The sequence below is a fragment of the Streptomyces sp. NPDC015032 genome, assembly GCF_043080425.1.
Lineage (GTDB): Bacteria > Actinomycetota > Actinomycetes > Streptomycetales > Streptomycetaceae > Streptomyces.
Genome location: NZ_JBIBVN010000025.1, coordinates 1 through 18,212 on the forward strand (window position 1 = coordinate 1; position 18,212 = coordinate 18,212).

General features: G+C 66.5%; 19 protein-coding genes and 2 tRNA genes. 13 read left to right on the forward strand and 8 right to left on the reverse strand.

Annotated elements, in window-relative coordinates; genetic code table 11:
• Positions 1 to 266: 266 nt before the first annotated feature.
• Positions 267 to 371 (forward strand) — tRNA-Ser (locus ACF08M_RS28335).
• A gap of 525 nt (positions 372 to 896) precedes the next feature.
• Here ACF08M_RS28335 and ACF08M_RS28340 read toward each other — a convergent pair.
• From ACF08M_RS28340 to ACF08M_RS28375, 8 genes are all read right to left on the reverse strand, one after another.
• Positions 897 to 2,981, reverse strand: coding sequence for an ATP-dependent endonuclease (locus tag ACF08M_RS28340; RefSeq protein WP_392188099.1), 2,085 nt, complete (start codon positions 2,979 to 2,981; stop codon positions 897 to 899).
• Between the two features lie 502 nt (positions 2,982 to 3,483).
• Positions 3,484 to 3,876 carry a hypothetical protein gene (locus tag ACF08M_RS28345; RefSeq protein ID WP_392188100.1) on the reverse strand — a complete coding sequence of 131 codons (393 nt, stop codon included), beginning with the start codon at positions 3,874 to 3,876 and terminating at the stop codon, positions 3,484 to 3,486.
• 9 nt (positions 3,877 to 3,885) lie between these two features.
• Positions 3,886 to 4,023, reverse strand: coding sequence for a hypothetical protein (locus tag ACF08M_RS28350; RefSeq protein WP_392188101.1), 138 nt, complete (start codon positions 4,021 to 4,023; stop codon positions 3,886 to 3,888).
• Positions 4,024 to 4,382: 359 nt separating this feature from the next.
• Positions 4,383 to 5,204, reverse strand: coding sequence for an aminoglycoside phosphotransferase (locus ACF08M_RS28355; protein ID WP_392188102.1), 822 nt, complete (start codon positions 5,202 to 5,204; stop codon positions 4,383 to 4,385).
• A 90-nt stretch (positions 5,205 to 5,294) separates the two neighbouring features.
• Positions 5,295 to 5,432, reverse strand: coding sequence for a hypothetical protein (locus ACF08M_RS28360; RefSeq protein ID WP_392188103.1), 138 nt, complete (start codon positions 5,430 to 5,432; stop codon positions 5,295 to 5,297).
• Positions 5,429 to 6,547, reverse strand: coding sequence for a radical SAM protein (locus ACF08M_RS28365; RefSeq protein WP_392188104.1), 1,119 nt, complete (start codon positions 6,545 to 6,547; stop codon positions 5,429 to 5,431). Before ACF08M_RS28365 ends, ACF08M_RS28360 begins: the two co-directional genes overlap by 4 nt.
• Complete coding sequence (locus tag ACF08M_RS28370) at positions 6,535 to 6,864, reverse strand: hypothetical protein (RefSeq protein ID WP_392188105.1); 330 nt, start codon at positions 6,862 to 6,864, stop codon at positions 6,535 to 6,537. The genes ACF08M_RS28365 and ACF08M_RS28370 overlap by 13 nt, the downstream gene beginning before the upstream one ends.
• Positions 6,864 to 7,064 (reverse strand): hypothetical protein, encoded by a 201-nt coding sequence (locus tag ACF08M_RS28375; protein ID WP_392188106.1) that lies wholly within the window; start codon positions 7,062 to 7,064, stop codon positions 6,864 to 6,866. Before ACF08M_RS28375 ends, ACF08M_RS28370 begins: the two co-directional genes overlap by 1 nt.
• Positions 7,065 to 7,187: 123 nt before the next feature.
• Between ACF08M_RS28375 and ACF08M_RS28380 the strand changes: the two genes are divergently transcribed.
• From ACF08M_RS28380 to ACF08M_RS28435, 12 genes are all read left to right on the forward strand, one after another.
• The gene (locus tag ACF08M_RS28380) at positions 7,188 to 8,591 is read left to right on the forward strand and encodes an XRE family transcriptional regulator (RefSeq protein WP_392188107.1); all 1,404 of its coding nucleotides are present in this window, start codon (positions 7,188 to 7,190) and stop codon (positions 8,589 to 8,591) included.
• Positions 8,588 to 9,409, forward strand: a complete 822-nt coding sequence (locus tag ACF08M_RS28385; protein WP_392188108.1) for a class I SAM-dependent methyltransferase — start codon at positions 8,588 to 8,590, stop codon at positions 9,407 to 9,409. Before ACF08M_RS28380 ends, ACF08M_RS28385 begins: the two co-directional genes overlap by 4 nt.
• Before the next feature lie 722 nt (positions 9,410 to 10,131).
• On the forward strand, positions 10,132 to 10,614 hold the full coding sequence (locus ACF08M_RS28390; protein ID WP_392188109.1) for a hypothetical protein: 483 nt from the start codon (positions 10,132 to 10,134) through the stop codon (positions 10,612 to 10,614).
• Positions 10,615 to 10,623: 9 nt separating this feature from the next.
• Positions 10,624 to 11,040: a hypothetical protein gene (locus ACF08M_RS28395; RefSeq protein WP_392188110.1), complete on the forward strand. Its 417-nt coding sequence runs from the start codon at positions 10,624 to 10,626 to the stop codon at positions 11,038 to 11,040.
• A 433-nt stretch (positions 11,041 to 11,473) separates the two neighbouring features.
• Positions 11,474 to 11,558 (forward strand) — tRNA-Ser (locus ACF08M_RS28400).
• Positions 11,559 to 11,797: 239 nt separating this feature from the next.
• A complete protein-coding gene (locus tag ACF08M_RS28405; protein WP_392188111.1) occupies positions 11,798 to 12,109 on the forward strand; it encodes a hypothetical protein in 312 nt (103 codons plus the stop codon).
• 258 nt (positions 12,110 to 12,367) lie between these two features.
• The gene (locus ACF08M_RS28410) at positions 12,368 to 13,546 is read left to right on the forward strand and encodes an acyl-CoA dehydrogenase family protein (protein WP_392188112.1); all 1,179 of its coding nucleotides are present in this window, start codon (positions 12,368 to 12,370) and stop codon (positions 13,544 to 13,546) included.
• Positions 13,547 to 13,770: 224 nt separating this feature from the next.
• Positions 13,771 to 14,682 carry a bifunctional MaoC family dehydratase N-terminal/OB-fold nucleic acid binding domain-containing protein gene (locus ACF08M_RS28415; protein WP_392188113.1) on the forward strand — a complete coding sequence of 304 codons (912 nt, stop codon included), beginning with the start codon at positions 13,771 to 13,773 and terminating at the stop codon, positions 14,680 to 14,682.
• Position 14,683: 1 nt separating this feature from the next.
• Positions 14,684 to 15,820 (forward strand): acyl-CoA dehydrogenase family protein, encoded by a 1,137-nt coding sequence (locus ACF08M_RS28420; protein WP_392188114.1) that lies wholly within the window; start codon positions 14,684 to 14,686, stop codon positions 15,818 to 15,820.
• Positions 15,817 to 16,212, forward strand: a complete 396-nt coding sequence (locus ACF08M_RS28425) for a MaoC family dehydratase (protein WP_392188115.1) — start codon at positions 15,817 to 15,819, stop codon at positions 16,210 to 16,212. Before ACF08M_RS28420 ends, ACF08M_RS28425 begins: the two co-directional genes overlap by 4 nt.
• Positions 16,209 to 17,375, forward strand: a complete 1,167-nt coding sequence (locus ACF08M_RS28430; RefSeq protein ID WP_392188116.1) for a lipid-transfer protein — start codon at positions 16,209 to 16,211, stop codon at positions 17,373 to 17,375. Before ACF08M_RS28425 ends, ACF08M_RS28430 begins: the two co-directional genes overlap by 4 nt.
• A 142-nt stretch (positions 17,376 to 17,517) precedes the next feature.
• Positions 17,518 to 18,177, forward strand: coding sequence for a SigE family RNA polymerase sigma factor (locus tag ACF08M_RS28435; RefSeq protein ID WP_392188117.1), 660 nt, complete (start codon positions 17,518 to 17,520; stop codon positions 18,175 to 18,177).
• Positions 18,178 to 18,212: the final 35 nt, after the last annotated feature.

Genomic DNA, 18,212 nt, shown 5'->3' on the forward strand with positions numbered 1-18,212 from the left:
GCCTGCGGCTGTTCTCCGCCGCCCAGCTGGTCACCACCGGCCGCCGCCGCTGGCTCCGCTTCACCGCCCGGTGGCCCTGGACGGATGTGATCACCGCGCGATCCAGCGACTCGTAGCCCTGCCGAACCCCGGCTGACCAGCAACTCCGACCGTCCCGACGAGCCTCAGCAACATCCCGGAGCCGTGGAACCCCGGCGCCCACCCGACGTGACAGCCGGGCCGCCAACCTGCCCCAGCCACGAAATTCCGCACCTCGCAAGCACGGAGCCCCCGTCAGCGAACCGACGAGGGCTCATGAACGATCGAGGCTATGGGAACGGTCTTGAAAACCGTCGTGGCGCGAGTCACCGTGGGTTCAAATCCCACACCCACCGCAGCAGGTCAGAGAAGGTACTGATCAGAAGGGGTGTCCCGACCAGGGGCACCCCTTCGTCATGGGGCCTGTCTCACCCTGAACCGCCCGTGTGCCGCTTTGGATCACCGTGTGTGGACCAGGCGTGGACCAAGAGGCGCCACGTAACCGCGCCGCAACGACTGCGAGGCGTGCGAGGGTTCCGGCACCAAGGATGCCGCTGGCAAGACACTCACGATCACCGACGGCGCCAGGCTCGTCATGCTTCACTGCCGGCGCGAGGGCTGGGCCCTGCCCGAGTGGGCGTAGGCGCGCAGGGGCACAACAAGTTCCACGAGTAAGTCCGCACCTGCACCGCACATGTCTTTGCCCGCGTCCACCCCGCCATGCTTGGCATTGCAGGGACGCACAACTCGGCCTCACTGGGTAGACCAGCGGGCCGTACGGCGGCCCGTTATACCTGAGGCAACTCCATGACTATTTAGGGCCAATCCTCAGGAGGCAAGCACGGCCGCGGGCAGAGACCGAACGATTGATCCTATGTTCAACCGAATATTCTCTTGAATATCAAGTCGAACTCGCATTCAGGATCCCCGGCAAATGAATCTAGTTTTCTGAGTTCGTCCGCGGTCGTGTAGGTGTCGCAGAAAGACTGCGCCTTCGCAATCTTTTCACCCTTAATAGAGTCTGGGTAGTAGCTTTCGATCGCACCCTTTTGTAGCACGAAGATGCCTTCTGCGCGAAGGCTGTCAGCCAGCCTCATCTTAGCTTCGAGTAGTTCGGGAGGATCGGCTGCTGCTAGCTCATCAAGCCGCTTTTGCGAGTTCGCGTGAGAGAAGAAGATCTCCACCTCCTTAGCGAGGTCATCCCACTCGCAGAGACCGTTCTTATGGTCCTCTGCTCTCTGGGTGACGCTCTCCCAGACGGACTTTATGTCCGGCGACTTCTGGAGAGCTCGAAGGTGGTCGCTTTTGATCTTTGCGTCGTCTGAAAAATCTGGTTTGGCGAACTGGTGAAGCTTATCCATAACGGACTGGCGAAGGGCGGCGGATTCTGCGCTCGCACCGAGTTTGTTGAAGCTCTTCAGTAGCGAATCCAGATCCGTCAGAGCGAAGACGGTCACCCCGAATGCTTCAAAGAACTTCCGGTATCGCTCAATGCTGCCCTTACCGCCTACTTTGGCGACTGCCACGCCGCGCTTATCGAAGTCCCACTCTGGGCTGAGCGTGCGTGCAATATGGGGAATCAGGATCTGATCGCTGTCACCCTCTACGAGGAGGACTGCGTCGCAGAAGAATGCTGCGTCGTTGTTTTCCTGGGTGATGATTTGGAACTGATCGCGAGCGTCCATATTGGTTAGATCGATGGATAGCGCCTGACCTGCCGGCGGGGATTGTGTCTGATCCTTGACCAGCTTCACGAAGGTTCCAGTGGCGTGTGCCGAATAGAACTGCGATGAATGGGTCGTCACGAGCACGTCGTTGTACTCGGAGAAGATCTTCAGGGCATCGAAGAGTTGCCGCTGAGCTCTGGGGTGCAGGAAGACCTCGGGCTCTTCGAATAGGAGCAGGCACGGCCGCGCCTCCGCCTGATCATGTTTTTCAGACCGGAGTTCCACATAAGCTCGAAGAATGGCAAACGTGACTGAGCGCTTGAGTCCGTCTCCCTTTGTGTTGAAGTGGCCGCTTACGCCATCATCGATAGAGATGGAAGCGCCCGACAGCAGACTGCGTAGAGTGGGAGGGGGTACCGATATGGCCACTGATGCGCCAGGAAATGATTGCTTGAGATTTCGCTCAATCGCATCCTCTACAGCACGAACTTCCGGCATCCGGTCATCTCTTGCTATCCCCTCAGAATCAACGGTGACGTTGAGTGCGCTTTGGAGATCGTCAAAGAGCTGTGCCACTTTGCCGAGCTGTGGTTCGATCTGTCCAAAGAGGATTGTCAATAGCTTTCCGAAAGTCGCGCTCTCGCTCGTCTTTAGTTCGTCGCTGAGTTCCTTCACTGCCGGGATGTAGATTACGTCAGGGAGGAAAGGGGTGGCCGAGCTCGCGATGCCCGTGGGAAGAGGGACCTCGCCGTCTTTCATCGCCTCTGGGGGGAGGGCCTGCGAGTACTCCTCAAACCAGTTGCGAAAAGCAACCTTGGTGACCCTCCCGTTATCGGGGATCGGGTATTCAGGGTACTGATACGCGACGGCCTCTTTCAGATGGTCACCCGCGCTGACGGATATGACCTCTTCCATGGCTGGCTTGGTAAAGCGATCCTCTGTCGGGACCTGGGTGAGTATCTTTACTTGCATCTTGCCGTCGTGTGGATACTCTCGGACGAGGGTCATCTGTCCGTCGACTACGTACTTCTCGATCCTTTTTCGGTGCTCGTAGTCAAGGCGATCCAGGTCTGAGGAACTGACGTCGCAGAATGTCGCGTGAATGCGTACAGAGTGAGACGTGTCGTAGTAGTCCGAATCCGAGAGCTTTGGCCCCTGAAGGAAGGTGTGCAGTGCTTGGACCACGGAGGATTTTCCAGCGCTATTCTCGCCGATTAGGCATGCGAACCTGGATATGTAAATTTCAACATCGCGGAGGCTTCTGAAGTTCTCGATGCGAAACTTTGAAATGCGCATGACGGTCCCGGGCTCGCTGGGTTGGCTGCGAGGTGCCGCCCACAGGTGACAGTGGCCCCTCTGGCATCCGGAGCTTACAAGTCGTCAACTTGCTGCACACCGAAATTCCCAAAGGTGTGGACCTTTTGCGTAGTTTACTACTTATAGCCCCATTGGTTCCTGTCATCGGTACGGAGGGCGTGCTCAATCTGCTGGTTGGCGTGGTCCTGGTTGCGGTGGAGGGCCTTGGCGTAGAAGCGGAAGGGCACGGCGATGCTGTGGCCGGCACGGCGGGCGACCTCGGCCGGGGAGACGCCGGACTCCAGCCAGAGGGAGATGCAGGCGGCACGGAGTCCGTACGGGACCTCGGCGAGAGGCGTCTTGGCTTCCTGTTCGGTGAGGACGGCTTCCCGGGCGGCCTTCCAGGTGTCGCCGTACTCCTTGCTGAGCAGGCCGCCGTTCCGGACAGCTCGGAAGAGTCGTCCGTCTTCGGCCGTGCCGAACTCCTTTATGTGGTCACGGATCAGGCGGACGAGGACCGGGGGATGGGCACCTCGCGGGTGGCCCGGCGGGCGCGCTTCTTGAGGCTGCGGGAGTCGTACGACTCGCCCGAGTCGGTCCAGCCGGAGCCGACACGCGCCGAGCTGGACGACAGGACGACTTGGCCCCAGCCCTCCTCGGGCAGGGTGAAGTCGGACGCCCGGAGCGTCACGGCCTCGCCGGGGCGGGTTGCCGCGTAGTAGATGCACCCGAAGAACGCCTTGAGATGCTTCCCACGATCACCTTGTGCTCCTACGGCATCGATCAGTTTCCTGGCGAGAGCCGGGCCAGGCACGTAGCGGAAATCGATCTCGTCGTCCGTCTCGGGCGGAGTCCAGTCCACCTTGGCCAGTGGAAGCGACGGCAGGCGTTCCAACTCGTCGGCCTAGCAAAGGCAGTTGCTGAAAACGGGCACCTTGCAGTTCACCGTGTTGTCCGCCGCAGCGGTGCCGTCCATCTTGCGGGCCAGCGCATCCAGGGCGGACCGGACGACGGCTGGCGTGTTCAAGGCAGAGATGTCCACGGACTTGCGTTCGATCCAGTCGAGGGCCCGTGAAGAACCCCGACAGCCGCCCCACGGTGGGCACGGCCAGCAGGAGCGGGGTGCATGTCAGGTCCGCGCCGGTCACCGCGGATTGCCGTTCAACCAGCTGTGGCTGGGGCGGTCGGCCTCCACGGCTTTACCCACTTGTTCGGGCCGGGGCCCGCGTCGGGCAAGTCCAGGGGGCCACTCGTTCAAATTCCGGGCAGGGGCAAAGCCTGCCCGAGTTGCCGGGCCAGCGTACGGCCCCCTGAACATGCCCGACCCCAACTCGAAGAGGACACCGGCCAAAGCCGCTCCGGCTGGCCGCTCGCTCGGCTTACCCGCGTGGAGGGTTCGGTTCAACCAGCCTTGCGGTGCGCGTGCCAGGCGTTGGCGGCATTCGAGAGGCGGAGGGTCCACGGGTCGGGGTCGGCGGTGCTGATCTCGGACCAGACGTTGGCGTTGGCGGCGGCGAAGGCGGTGATGCCTTCGGCGGGGGCGGTGTGCCAGGAGGGGATCTCGGCGGCCCAGCGCTCGGCGGATGCGGGGGTGTGGCCGGTGGCGATGAGCCAGACGACCCAGTAGCCGACGTCGAGCCAGGCCGCTCCGCGGGTGGCCCAGGCCCAGTCGACCAGGCGGGCCCGGTCGCCCGCCGGGGCGTGGTCGTCGACGAGGACGTTGGCGTTGTTCAGGTCGGTGTGGAGGAGGTGGGGTCCGGCGAAGAAGCGGAGGTCGTCCGGGTGGGCGACGTAGCGCTCCAGGCGCTGTTCGGCGAGGCGGAGTTCGATGCCGGGGCAGGGGGTCTCGCCGAGGCGGCGCAGGAGGGCGGCGACTTCGGGGAGGTCGGGGGAGCCGGGGGCGTAGTCGGCGTGGTGGCCGGTGAGGGCTTCGAAGCCGAGGAGGTCCCAGCCGGCGGTCTCGACGCGCCAGCGGAGGGCGGGGGCCAGGCCGCCGAGGAAGGGGGCGACCGAGGCTTCCCGGTGCTGGGTCCAGGCGCGGGGGTGGTCGGTGCGTAGACCCTTGATGTGCCAGGTGCCCGTGGCGGAGGTGACGCGGGCCGCGATCTCGCTGTTGAAACCCTCGGCCGTTTCCTCGACCGTGAGGAGGGGGCCGGTGTACTCCTCGATGGCGATACGGGCGGCGGGCGGCAGTTGGTCGAGGCCGATGCGGGTGGTCGCCATGGGGCTTCACTCTTCCAGGGGGGTAGTGGTGCGGGGGGCTCCGGACGGAAGAACGTCCGGAAGCCCCCGCGGTTCTGTGCGGCCGGTTGTCTACCGGTACGGGTTGTCGTCGTTGCAGCCGGGGATGGCGCCTTCGGTCAGTACCTCCAGGTCGTCCAGGAGGATGACCCCCTCGTGCTCCTCCGGGGCCGGCGGCCGGGGGCTGATCTCTACCATGACAGCGGTCATGACACTTCCTCGCTTCCGTGTTGGCAGTAGGTGTTCAGTGGTGCCTTCGCCTCCTGGTACGCCTTGGCGAGCGGTCGGCAGACCCGGCAGGTGCCGGAGAGCTGACAGCCGCCGCAGCCATCGGTGCGAAGCATCTGGGCATCGGCGATGCCGGGCAGACGGAGCAGTCCGTCCAGGCCCTCGGTCATGAGGTCGACGGGGTTCTCGCGGCCGACCTTGCACATGGTCGCGAGGCCGTGCGGGTCGACGTGGAAGAAGGTGTGGCCGGCGGGGCAGCCTTTGAAGACGCTGGTTTTGTCCAGGAAGCCGGGGGCCTGCGCGGCCAAGGGCTCGGGGGTCCCCGTGTACGTGGGGGAGATCGTGCCGTACTCCTGGCGGCCCGCCCCGTACCGCTCGGTGAGGGCCCGCATGGCGTCCAGCTCGTGGGCGTTGTGCCGAGTGATGATCAGCGCCAGTTCCAGCGCGATGCCGGCCTCGCGCGCCGCGACGAGCCCCTTCTCGACCAGCTTGAACGCTCCCGGCTTGCGGGTGAGCGAGTCGAAGCTGTCCGGGGTCGCCCCGTAGAGGGAGACGGTCACCTTGTGCGGCGGCAGCTCGCGCAACAGGCCGATGATCTCGGGTCGGTGGAGCCGGGAGCCGTTGGTCAGGATCTCGATCAGCATCCCGGAGCGGTGGGCGAGCGTGTACGCGTCCACGAAGTCCCGGTCGATCAGCGGCTCGCCGCCCGTGAACTGGAGCCACAGCACCCCGGCGTCCCGCAGCAGGTGCAGGAGCCGGACCTTGTCAGGCCAGGGCAGCCCCTCGAACTTCCGCTCCGCGAGGTAGCAGTGCTCGCAGTCGAAGTTGCAGCCCTTGTTGATCTCGTACGTGGCCCGGCCGTAGCCGAGGCCGGTCTCGGAGCGTACGAGAACGGTGTCCCGCATCACCGTGTCCGCCAGGTCCAGGCCCCAGGCCGTGCGGGCGTGGTCGAGGAGCCAGACCGGCAGAGGCCGGCTGCTCCCGGCGGTCGAGGCCAGCTCCTCGTACAGCGTCCGGGGGATGCGCATACCGCCCTTGGCACCGGGGCGGGCGATCAGGAACGTTCCGTTGTACGGGCTCGCGATCAGCTGGTGCACGAGACCTCCTCCAGGGCGTCTTCCCAGGTGTGCTGCTTGGCGTGGTCGGCGAACAGACAGCAGCCCTCACCGTCAGGACCTGGGGCGGCCACCGGGCAGTCCGGCAGTACGGCAAGTTCCGCCTCGTCCGTCCCGTGCCAGCGGAGCCACAGCGCGGTCCCGTACGCGCCGGCGTCGGTGAGGAGACCGAAGTGGTCACCTTCGTCGTGCGCGGACAGCTGGCACTGCACCGCCCTGTCGACGTACGGGGCGGCCGACTTCTCCCGCGCTTCCCGTGCCAGGGCGCAAGGCACCCGGCGCCAGTGCGCGCACCGCATCACGACACCGTCCGGAAGGACGCGACGGCATTCCGTTCCTGCTGCGAGCACCGGGGGCAGACGCACGGCGGGAAGCGGCCCGGGTTCTCGGGAACGACCGGGTCCTCGCCCACGCGTACCTCGGTGAGAGACCCCCACGTCTGGCCGGAGTCGCGGGAGACCTGCAACGTCATCCGTACGTCGTCCTGTTCGTTCGCCATGGCCAGGAGCATCGCGATCCACGGGCCCGGCCAGAAAGGCCAAGCGGATTACCCAACGTGGGTAACATCACCCTTGGTTGACCAAGTGCAGCGATCCGTAATCCTCATGCCGGAGCGTGCCCGATGCCCGATCCATCCCGCTCGAAGGAACTCCCGGTCAGCCTGCTCACGGACCCAGTGACGATCGAGGCATGCCAGGCCAGAGACTTCGGCCGCATCTTCCAACTGGTCAAGGCACGAGCCGGTATCTATCCGTCGATGATCGCGCGCCGCTGCGACCTGACCCCGAGCCGAGTGGGCGATGTGATCGCCGGACGGCGGCAGTTGCTGCACATGGACGTGATCGAACGGATCTCGGACGGACTGCGTATTCCCGGACACATGCTTGGACTTGCTCGACGCTCCTGGGAGACGCTGCCCAGCCTGACGGTCACGCCCCGCGAACCGGCTGAGGTGCCGGCCTCAGCAGTCGAACCGCTTTCCGTCGGACTACCGGGGGCGGACGGTGATGCCCGATCCCTAGCCGCCGATACGGAGCTCTCCGCCAGGCTCGCTCGTCACGCGGCGGAAACCAACGTCAACGCGCTCGTACTGGAGCAGTTCGATGCTGACGTTGAACGACTTGCCCGGGGCTTCGTCAGCCGGCCCCTGCCTTTTCTGATCCCGGAGATTCGCAAAGCTCAGGGTGGAGTGTTCCAGTTACTGGAAGGCCGCCAGCACCCCAGCCAGACCCGTCACCTGTACATGGTCGCGGGGTGGTTATCCGGGCTCGCGGCGCATGCGGCGCTTGACCTGGGGGACCGCTCTGCCGCGGCTACTCATGCCCGCACCGTGGTGCAGTGCGCGGAGATCTCGGAGCACTCACAGCTACGCGCATGGGCGCGGTCGTTCCAGTCACTGGTCGCCTACTGGGCGGGGGACTACCGGCGGGCAGGACACCTTGCGCAGGTCGGGCTGAGCGAGGGTCGAGGCCCCGGCACAGGAACGATCAAGGCCCGGCTGCTGAGCCTGGAGGCACGTGCACGCGCAGCCGCAGGGGACAACCGCAGCGCGCTGCGGATACTTGCATTGGCCCATGAGGCGCGGGGTGCTGCGGGACCCGACGAGTTGCCGGGGGTCTTCTCGTTCCCTGAGGCCAAGCAGTGGGCCTACGCCGGTACCACCCTGTTGGCAGTTGGGGGCGACGAGCAGATCCGGCACGCCATAAGCGCTTCCAATCGTGCCGTGGAGCTGTACCAGGCCGGGCCGGAAGGCGACCGTTCCCCCGGCGATCTACAAGCTTCCCACCTGGACCTGGCCACGGCCTACCTTGCGAGCGGCGAGGTCGAGGGAGCCGGCGAGAAGCTCTCGGAGGTGTTCACCGCTGAGGGATATACGGCGAGCATCACCATCAGGCTTCGCAATCTGGCCGCACTCCTTGGAAGCGAGCCGTACCGTGGCGCACAGTCGGCAGTCGATCTCCGCGCGCACATCCACGAGGTTACCGTCCGCCCTGCTCTGACCAGCAGCCCCACGGAGCCCCGATGACCGCCCAGCCCACGCATGATCATCTGGTCACTGACCGCAGCCTTCTTTCCACCAAGGCGTACGGCACGGGTCAGCACTTGGCCGCGCGCCAGTCCCTCTACCAGTGGCAGACCCCGAGCCACGACCTTCCGGGCATCGTCGTGAACGAACTGGCCGGCATACGCGGTGCGGTCGCGGACGTGGGTTGCGGTAACGGGAAGTTCGTCGCCCGGGTGCGGGACGACCGTCCCGACCTGAACGTGCTGCCCATGGACGTCTCTCACGGCATCCTCGGCGCCATCCCCGGAGCAGTCGTCGCGGACGTCCAACAGTTGCCCATCGCGGATGGAGCCCTCGGCGCGGTTCTTGCGCTGCACATGCTGTACCACGTCGAGGACCAGGCCCAGGCCGTACGGGAGCTGGGCCGCGCACTTGCACCCGGCGGCATCGCGATCGTCTCCACGAACAGTCAGACCGACAAGCGGGAACTGGAGCACCTTTGGCGCCAGGCCGCGGGCGATGTGCTGGGCATCCAGGAGGGCCCGGCCCGAGTGCAGCTGTCCGCCCGCTTCACCCTGGAGGACGCGCCGGCGATCCTCGGTACGGTCTTCGGGGAGATCCGCACGATCCCCCTTCCCGGGGTGATCGAGGTGACCGACGCTGAACCGGTCGTCGCGCACTTGGCTTCGTACCAAGCCTGGGCCGACAAGATGGGCGTTCCGTTCCGGGAGACGATCGATCGCGCGCGGGAACGGGTCAACGAGACCATCCAGGCAGAGGGCGTTTTCCGCGTCACCTGCCTCGGCGGCATACTCGTCTGCCAAGGACCACAGCGGTAGAACCTACGTTTCGGGCCCAGTGGACCAGGTGTGGACCGCCATCGGAGGCGAGGAGCCCCGGGGGTGGGGAACGAGCAGGCCAGCCACGGTGAAGACGCTTCCCACAGCACTCTCTTGAAAGCCGTAGGGGCTTAAAGCGTTCTGCGGGTTTCGAGTCCCACCGTCTCCGCGGGTCGGGGATGTGGTGTGTAGAAGGGGTGTCTCCCACTGAGGGGCACCCCCTTCTGCATGGTGCTGTCTCACCTTGATCCAGCGCTGTTGCGTCTTGGCTCACTGCGTGTGGACCAGGCGTGGACCAAAGTGACCGAGTCTCATCCACCCCCCATCCAGCCGGATTAGAGGTGCGCCACGTATGACTGAACCGGCCAGCTTGTCCACTGGCAGCGAGTAATCTGTGCGCTCCGTGGCGAAGCGCAGACGAGCGCATCATGGTCAGAGGGGGAGAACTGTCCGTGGAGTTGGGGCGTACATCCATCGGCTTACTTTCGGCGGTATCCGTGCCTGCTGCCTTAGGTTGGCTCAAGAAAGATCCCTGGTGGGGAGTTTTATTTACTCTCCTTTATGGGGGCGTAGTTATACTGCCCGAAAGTCGGGGTACTCATGCCTGGCTCATATTGCTAGGTGCCACCCTGATTTCCGTCTTTGGTGCTGTCTTTAATAGGCCGTGGACTAGTCTATCGATAAGTTTCGGCTGGCTTCCGTCCATGTCTCCCGTGCGGTACGTGGCAGTCGCCGGGGTGGCGGCGTCAACCTTCCTCTTGACTTATATCGGTTGGGACGCCGGATTGGATCGCTTGCATGAAATAGTGACTAATGATGATCGATTCGTGATTACTGCATCAGGTTTGTTGTTGGCTGTTTTCGGATTTCAATTCCTGATTTCCATTGCTGTTGATCCCCTCATCAAGAAGATCGACGTCGAAATCGCGGGTGGGCGACTCCCGGCGAGTGTGAGAAAATTCGTTGAAGTTGGATCTCATGTTGGCTGGATTGAGAGGCTTATTCTCTTCTCCTTTCTTGTCTCGGGGAGTCCGGAAGCGGCTGCTTTGGTGGTTACCGCAAAGTCTTTTGCGCGCGCCCCAGAGGTGAGGGAGGGTGGGCGACTGATTGGGGACTACTATCTGATCGGAACCCTTGTCAGCGTGGCGGCCGCCCTTGGGCTGTCCATCATCACTAGGCTGGGGCTCGGCCTGTCGCCTTTCTAGGGAGCCTAGATGTTGCGCGAGCATCCTTTCTTTCGGGAACTTATTATGCTGGGGCTTCCAGCGGATGGCTACGTGATCGCTGGAAGTGGGGCTATGTTCGCGCACGGCCTTAGAAAGGAAATTGGGGACGTTGATGTTGTGGCCGGCAGAATTGTGTGGGGAATGGCCTTAAAATTGGGGCAGCCGGAGCCGGCTCCGCTGGGATATGTGCAGCGCATAGTTTTGTTCGGTGGAGCCATCGAGGTCTTGGATGGATGGTTCGGCCATCCTGTCGATTCCCTGATTCTGGAGGCTGAAACGATTGAGGGAATCAATTTCATGCCCCTGAAGAGGGTACTTGAGTGGAAAATTAGATTCAGGGAAGGTGGGATGGATCGCAAAAAAGATGCGCGAGATATTGAATTGCTGGAGGAGTATCTGCGGTAGTTTCCTTGAGGTTATTGACGTGGATTGGGGAGTCATTGCAATCGACCCCACGGCGAGACTGGTCAGCGGCTGAGATGAGCTTGTGCCGATCCCGGCCGAACAGTGGGGACTTTGCTGCGGCTGCGCGGTATCCCCTCTTGAGAGTCAACCTACGCAGAGGGCGAGGGTTGCGGGACATGTGTGCCGAAGCAGCCCTTGCCTGAGATCGTCGGCAGTCCGTGGCCGCTGTCCTGCGTAGGGCGGCAGGGCAGCGTGCGGACAGTGGTGATGGCGGGGTGGGGCCGGGTTCGACGTCGGAGTCCCGCACTGGGGCGCGGCTCGGAGCTGATTGGACGAGGGAACGGAGTCAGTGGACCCCGTGTGGACCATGGCCCCGCGCAAGGCGTGAGGCCGGTACGCTGTACCCGCTCCGTCCCAGGTGGGCCGGGGCCAGGGTGGGTTGCCCGAGCGGCCTAAGGGAACGGTCTTGAAAACCGTCGTGGCGCGAGTCACCGTGGGTTCAAATCCCACACCCACCGCGCAGGTGAACGGCCTCCGACCAGGCATGACGGTCGGGGGCCGTTGTGCTGTTCGCTGGGTTTTTGGGGGCGCGAGAGGGTTTGCCGGACGGTCCTCACGCTTGCGGGGGAATCGGGTCGCCCCGTGGTTCGCCGGGGAATCGGCGGGCAGCTCCGGTGTCGCGACGTCGTGACCAAGCCGGGGCGGTCGGCCAGCTGCTCCGGAACAAGCCGTACTTTCGGTTCCTGGAGGAATTGACATGGCAAGCATCCGCACCGCTCGTGCCCTCGCCGCTGTCGCAGCCCTGCCTCTCGCCGCCGCTCTCTTCGGTGGTGTGGCCCAGGCCGACAACGGCTCGTTCGCGAACGACGGATCGAACGCGGCTGTTGCCACGGTCGCTGACAGCGGCGTCGGCGGCATCAACTCCGTTAATTCGTCCACGTCGCAGCAGCAGGCCGTCAGTTCCGGAGCGTCGAACCAGAGCAACTCCGCCCAGGTGAACGGCTCCGCGTTCACCGTCATCGATCAGCACAACGAGGATCTCGCCGTGAACTTCACCAAGCTCTGGTGAGTCGGGCCGGTCATGGGCCGGTCGAGGGGGCCGGGCCACGGCTGGTTGAACAGCGGCCTGCGCGAGGGTACTTCGGTGCCCGTGCGCAGGCCGCTTCGCGTGGTGCCGGTGGTCGTGCCGGGTTGTCGTCGACCTTGACAGCACATACAGATCTGACGGACAGTCAGAAACCTTGAACCCGCGTCCGTATCCGTATCCGCGTCCGTATCCGTGTCCGTACGCCCATGTCCGTACGCCCGTGTCCGGGAGGCAGCCGCCGTGCACCTCGCCCAGACGGAGCGACAGCAACAGCTGCGCGCCGAACTCCGTACGTACTTCCGCAAGGTGATGCCGAGGGGGGAGGAGAGGACGGGGCCGCCCGGGGCCGAGGACCCGGCCGGCCAGCGGCAACTGCTGTGCCGTATCGGTGCCGATGGCATGCTCGGGCTCGGCTGGCCCGTCGAATACGGCGGTCAGGGCCGCGGAGCCGACGAGCAGTTCGTCTTCTTCGACGAGGCATACCGGGCGGGTGCGCCCGTCTCGATGGTCACCCTCAACACCGTCGGACCGACACTGATGAAATACGGGACCGACGAGCAGAAGGCGTACTTCCTGCCCAGGATCCTCAGTGGCGATCTCGTCTTCGCCATCGGGTACAGCGAGCCGGAGGCCGGTACGGACCTCGCGGCGCTGCGCACCAGGGCCGTGCGGGACGGCGACTCCTGGGTGATCGACGGGCAGAAGATCTTCACCAGCAACGCGCAGAACGCGGACTGGATCTGGCTGGCCTGCCGTACGGACCCGGACGCGCCCAAGCACCAGGGCATCTCGATCATTCTGGTTCCGACGGACGCCCCCGGGTTCTCCTGGACGCCGATCGAGACCGTGGGCGGGCTGACCACGACGTCCACGTACTACGACGCGATACGGGTGCCCGTCACCCGCCTGGTCGGTGCGGAGAACGGCGGTTGGGGGCTGATCACCAACCAGTTGAACCATGAGCGGGTGGCTCTCGCCGCCATCGGAATGCAGGCCGAGGACTTCTACGAGTCGGCACTCGCCTTCGCTCGCACCCCCGACCCGGTCACGGGCCGGCGCCCGGTCGACGAGCCCTGGGTGCGGAGCCGGCTGGCCGAGGCGTACGCCCGGCTGGCGGCGACGCGCCTGCTCAACTGGCGCCTGGTGGGGGATGTCGGCGCGGGTGCGCTGGCACCCGGCGAGGCGAGCGGCGTGAAGTTCGTAGGAACCGAGAGTGCCGTCGAGGTGTACCGGATCTGCCAGGAGATCACGGGTGAGGCCGGGACGATCCGGGGCGGTTCGTCCGGCTCCTTCGGGGACGGGGAGCTGGAGCGGATGAACAGGGCGGCGCAGATCAACACCTTTGGGGGCGGAGTGAGCGAGGTGCAGCGGGAGATCGTCGCGACCATGCGGCTCGGGATGAAGAGGGGCAAGCGGTGACGGGCGCGCGGGAAGGGCGGGAAGAGCAGGAGGGTCGAGGGGCGCAGGAGGGCCGGGGAGCGCAGAAGGAACAGAAGGAGCAGAAGGCACGGGAGGGACGGGAGACACGGGAGGGACGGGAGGCACGGGAGGGACGGGAAGGACCGGAAACGCGGGAAGGACCGGAAACGCGGGGAGAACGGGGAGAACGGGGAGAACGGGGAGAACGGGAAGAGCGCGATGAGTTGTATGAGCGCCTCAAGGAGTTCGAGGGGCGGCCCGCCGCGACCGCGGGCGTCGGCAAGGATCCGGTCAACGAGCCGATGATCAGGCACTGGTGCGAGGCGATGGGTGACACCGGTCCCGCCTACACGGGACCGGACGCGATCGCTCCGGCGACGATGCTGCAGGCATGGACGATGGGCGGTCTGTCCGGGCACACCGAACGCTCCGAGGCGTACGAGGAGTTGTTCGGGCTGCTCGACGGCGCGGGCTGCACCTCGGTGGTCGCGACCGACTGCGAGCAGGAGTACCTGCGGCCGCTGCGGCCGGGCGACCGGATCACGTTCGACGCGGTGATCGAGTCCGTCTCGGAGCGCAAGACGACCAAGCTGGGGACGGGCTACTTCGTGACGACCCGGATGGATGTCCGGGCGGAGGGGGAGCGCGCCGGGACGCACCGCTTCCGGATCCTCAAGTACGCGCCCGCGGCGGTGAAGCGGGCGGTGCGGCCCGGCGGCCGGAGCCTGCGCCCGAGGCCGGTGATCAACCGGGACAACGCCGGGTTCTGGCAGGGCGTTGCCGAGCACAGGCTGCTGATCCAGCGGTGCGGCGGGTGCGCGGCGCTGCGCTTTCCCTGGCTGCCCGGCTGCAATGCGTGCGGCAGCCAGGAATGGGACACGGTCGAGGCGAGTGGCGAGGGCACCGTCTTCAGTCATGTGGTGATGCACCACCCGTCCTTTCCCGCCTTCGGGGCCCCGGACGGGGGCGGTCCGTACGCGGTGGCGCTGATAGAGCTGGCAGAAGGGGTGCGGATGGTCAGCAATGTGATCGGGGTGCCGTACGACAAGGTGCGGGCGGGCATGCCGGTACGGCTGGAATTCCTCCGTACGGACCCGGAGCTGGAGCTTCCGGTCTTCCGGGGAGGCGAGGGCTGACATGGACTTCGCACCCACTGAGGAACAGACCGCGGCGCAGGGGCTGGCCGCGCGGATCTTCGGGGATCTGTCGACGCACGAGCGCCTGGCCGCGGCCGGCACGGGGACGGACGCCGAGCTGTGGAAGGAACTCTGTGCGGCCGGGCTGACCGCGGCGGTCGAGGAGATCGGGCTGCTGGGCCTGGTGCTCCTGCTGGAGGAGCAGGGCCGGACGACGGCGCAGGTGCCGTTCGCGGCGAGCTGTGTGTACGGTCTGCTCGCCGTTGCCGCGCACGGCACCGACGAACAGCGGGAGCGGCTGCTGCCCCCGCTGCGGGACGGTACGGCCGTCGCCACCGGGGCGTTCCCGGCACGAGGGGGGATGCGGGCGGACGGTGAGGGACGGCTGAGCGGCAGCGTGCCGTACGTGCCGTGGCTGCGGGACGCGTCCCTCGTCCTCGTCGCCGACTCGGACCGGGGGCTGTGGATCGTGCGGACCGGTGATCCGGGTGTGGGGACGGAGCCGGTCGGGACCACGGCGCCGTGGTCGGCCGCGCGGCTCGTCCTGGACGGGGCGCGCGGGGAGCGGCTCGGTGGTGAAAGGGCGACCGGGGAGCAGCTCGGTGGTGAAGGGGGGCGCGAAGAACGGCGTACGGACATCGGGGGCGCCGGAGCGCACAGGGAGCCGCGCTTCGGGCACGTCGGGGCGTACGAGGCGGTGCTGGCTGCGAGCCGGACCGCGTTCGCCGGACTGCAGGCCGGGGTGTGCGCCGGTTCGCTCGCCCGTGCCGTCGCCCACACCAATACCCGGGAGCAGTTCGGGCGCCCGCTCTCCACCAAGCAGGCGGTACTGCTGCGCGCCGCCGACGCCCATATGGACACCGAGGCGATCCGGGTCACCGCGTACGAGGCGGCCTGGCGGTACGACACGGGACTGCCGTACGGACCGCAGGCGCTGACCGCCGCCTGGTGGGCCTCGGAGGCCGGAAAGCGGGTGGTGCACGCCGGACAGCATCTGCACGGCGGAACGGGCGCGGACCTCGACCACCCCGTACACCGCCACTTCCTCTGGGGCCGTCAGCTCGACGCCTACCTGGGATGCGGCAGCGAAGTGCTTCAGGAGCTCGGCCAGTCACTGGTGAAGGAGGGACCGGAGTGAAGGTCGGTGAGGAGCTGGCGCCGCTGGAGATCGCGGTGACCCGCACCCTGATCGTGGCGGGCGCCATCGCCTCCCGCGACTACCAGGACGTGCACCACGACGCGGAACTCGCCCGGGAGAAGGGCTCCCCGGACATCTTCATGAACATCCTGACGACCAACGGACTGGTCGGCCGGTATGTCACCGACCGCTTCGGCCCGTCGGCCGTGCTCCGCAAGGTCGCCATCAGGCTGGGCGCGCCCAACTACCCGGGAGACACCATGGTCCTGAGCGGCACGGTCACCGCCGTAGGGGAGGACGGGACAGTCGAGGTGAAGGTCGTCGGGGCCAACGGTCTCGGCAGGCATGTCACCGGCACCGTGACCGTCGGCGTTCCGGAGGGGGCGGCATGAGCCTGCGCAGGGCCGACTCGCTCGGCGGCAGGGCGGCGGTCGTGGGGATCGGGGCGACCGAGTTCTCCAAGGACTCCGGGCGCAGCGAGCTCAAACTGGCCGTCGAGGCGGTGCGGGCCGCCCTCGACGACGCCGGACTGACGCCCGCCGACGTCGACGGCCTGGTCACCTTCACCATGGACACCAGCCCCGAGATCACCGTCGCCCAGGCAGCCGGTATCGGTGAGCTGTCGTTCTTCTCCCGCGTCCACTACGGCGGCGGGGCGGCCTGCGCCACCGTGCAGCAGGCGGCCCTGGCCGTGGCGAGCGGGGTGGCGGACGTCGTGGTCTGCTACCGCGCGTTCAACGAACGTTCCGGGCGCAGATTCGGCTCCGGGGTGCAGCGGCGGGAACCCACCGCGGAGGGCACGGCGCTCGGCTGGAACCTCCCCTTCGGGCTGCTCACACCGGCCTCCTGGGTCGCCATGGCCGCCCAGCGCTATCTGCACGCGTACAACCTGACGCCGGACGCCTTCGGCCATGTCGCGGTCACGGACCGCCGCCATGCCGCCCGGAATCCCGCGGCGTACTTCTACGGGAAGCCGATCACTCTGGCCGACCATGCCGCGTCGCGGTGGATCGTCGACCCCCTGCGGCTGCTCGACTGCTGTCAGGAGACCGACGGCGGGCAGGCGGTCGTCGTCACCAGTGCGGAACGGGCCCGGGATCTGCCGCAGCCGCCCGCCGTGATCGTCGCCGCCGCCCAGGGGGCCGGGCGGGCGCAGGAGCAGATGACCAGCTTCTACCGCGACGGTCTCACCGGGCTGCCGGAGACGGAGGTGGTCGCCCGGCAGCTGTGGCGGAACTCCGGCCTCTCCCCCGCCGACATCGACGTGGCCATCCTCTACGACCACTTCACTCCGTTCGTCCTGATGCAGCTGGAGGAGTTCGGCTTCTGCGCACAGGGCGAGGCGGCCGATTTCGTCGCGGCCGACGCGCTGCCCCTGAACACGCACGGCGGCCAGCTGGGGGAGGCGTACCTGCACGGGATGAACGGCATCGCGGAGGCGGTCCGGCAGATCCGGGGCTCGTCGGTGAACCAACTGTCCGGGGCTGCCCGCACCCTGGTCACGGCAGGCACCGGCGTGCCCACCTCGGGGCTGATACTGGGCGCGGACGACTGACCCCGGGGCCGACCCTGAGCCCTGAAGACGACGACTCCACCTTCAGGAGGTGGAGCAGGCCCTACCCCTACACCCTGAGACGGACGCCGTTTCGGGACCTGGGGCCGATCCCCGGGGCCGCGCCCGCTCCTAGCGTGGAGCCATGACCACGCCAGTCTGCACGGGCACCTCCGGGGGAGCTGCCATCACCGGACACATCCCGCACGGCTCGGCCGCGACGCAGGGGACGCACGCGGCGAGTGCGCCGTTCGCCTCGCGCCCCGCGTACGCCTCACGGGCTCCGTATGCCCCGTACGCGCCATACGCTCCATACGCATCGTTTTCCTCGTTCGTACGGGCACGGGGCCCCGTACTGCTGCGCGCCGCCCGCTCGCTCACCGCGAACCCGAGCGACGCCGAGGACCTGCTGCAGACCGCGCTCGCCAAGACGTATGTCGCCTGGGAACGGATCGAGGACCACCGGGCGCTCGACGGCTATGTCCGCCGGGCACTGCTGAACACCCGGACCTCGCAGTGGCGCAAGCGCAAGGTCGACGAGTTCGCCTGCGACGAACTGCCCGAGCAGGAGGCCCCCGGGGCTCCCGACCCGGCCGAGCACCAGACGCTGCACGACGCGATGTGGCGCGCCGTGCTGAAGCTTCCGGACCGGCAGCGGGCGATGGTGGTCCTGCGGTACTACGAGGACCTGAGCGAGGCCCAGACGGCCGAGGTGCTCGGGGTGTCCGTCGGCACGGTGAAGAGCGCGGTGTCACGCGCGCTCGGCAAGCTCCGGGAGGATCCGGAGCTGGCTCCGGTCCGCTGACGCAGCGCCGGGGCGGGCATGATGGAACCGGCAGG

Bases quoted from the DNA above. Each gene is read 5' to 3' on its own strand.
- ACF08M_RS28430 (WP_392188116.1), top strand. From the start codon at position 16,209: ATGAGCCTGCGCAGGGCCGACTCGCTCGGCGGCAGGGCGGCGGTCGTG.
- ACF08M_RS28370 (WP_392188105.1), bottom strand. From the start codon at position 6,864: ATGCGGTGCGCGCACTGGCGCCGGGTGCCTTGCGCCCTGGCACGGGAA.
- ACF08M_RS28435 (WP_392188117.1), top strand. From the start codon at position 17,518: ATGACCACGCCAGTCTGCACGGGCACCTCCGGGGGAGCTGCCATCACC.
- ACF08M_RS28375 (WP_392188106.1), bottom strand. From the start codon at position 7,064: ATGGCGAACGAACAGGACGACGTACGGATGACGTTGCAGGTCTCCCGC.
- ACF08M_RS28405 (WP_392188111.1), top strand. From the start codon at position 11,798: ATGGCAAGCATCCGCACCGCTCGTGCCCTCGCCGCTGTCGCAGCCCTG.
- ACF08M_RS28380 (WP_392188107.1), top strand. From the start codon at position 7,188: ATGCCCGATCCATCCCGCTCGAAGGAACTCCCGGTCAGCCTGCTCACG.
- ACF08M_RS28355 (WP_392188102.1), bottom strand. From the start codon at position 5,204: ATGGCGACCACCCGCATCGGCCTCGACCAACTGCCGCCCGCCGCCCGT.
- ACF08M_RS28385 (WP_392188108.1), top strand. From the start codon at position 8,588: ATGACCGCCCAGCCCACGCATGATCATCTGGTCACTGACCGCAGCCTT.
- ACF08M_RS28340 (WP_392188099.1), bottom strand. From the start codon at position 2,981: ATGCGCATTTCAAAGTTTCGCATCGAGAACTTCAGAAGCCTCCGCGAT.
- ACF08M_RS28395 (WP_392188110.1), top strand. From the start codon at position 10,624: ATGTTGCGCGAGCATCCTTTCTTTCGGGAACTTATTATGCTGGGGCTT.
- ACF08M_RS28360 (WP_392188103.1), bottom strand. From the start codon at position 5,432: ATGACCGCTGTCATGGTAGAGATCAGCCCCCGGCCGCCGGCCCCGGAG.
- ACF08M_RS28420 (WP_392188114.1), top strand. From the start codon at position 14,684: ATGGACTTCGCACCCACTGAGGAACAGACCGCGGCGCAGGGGCTGGCC.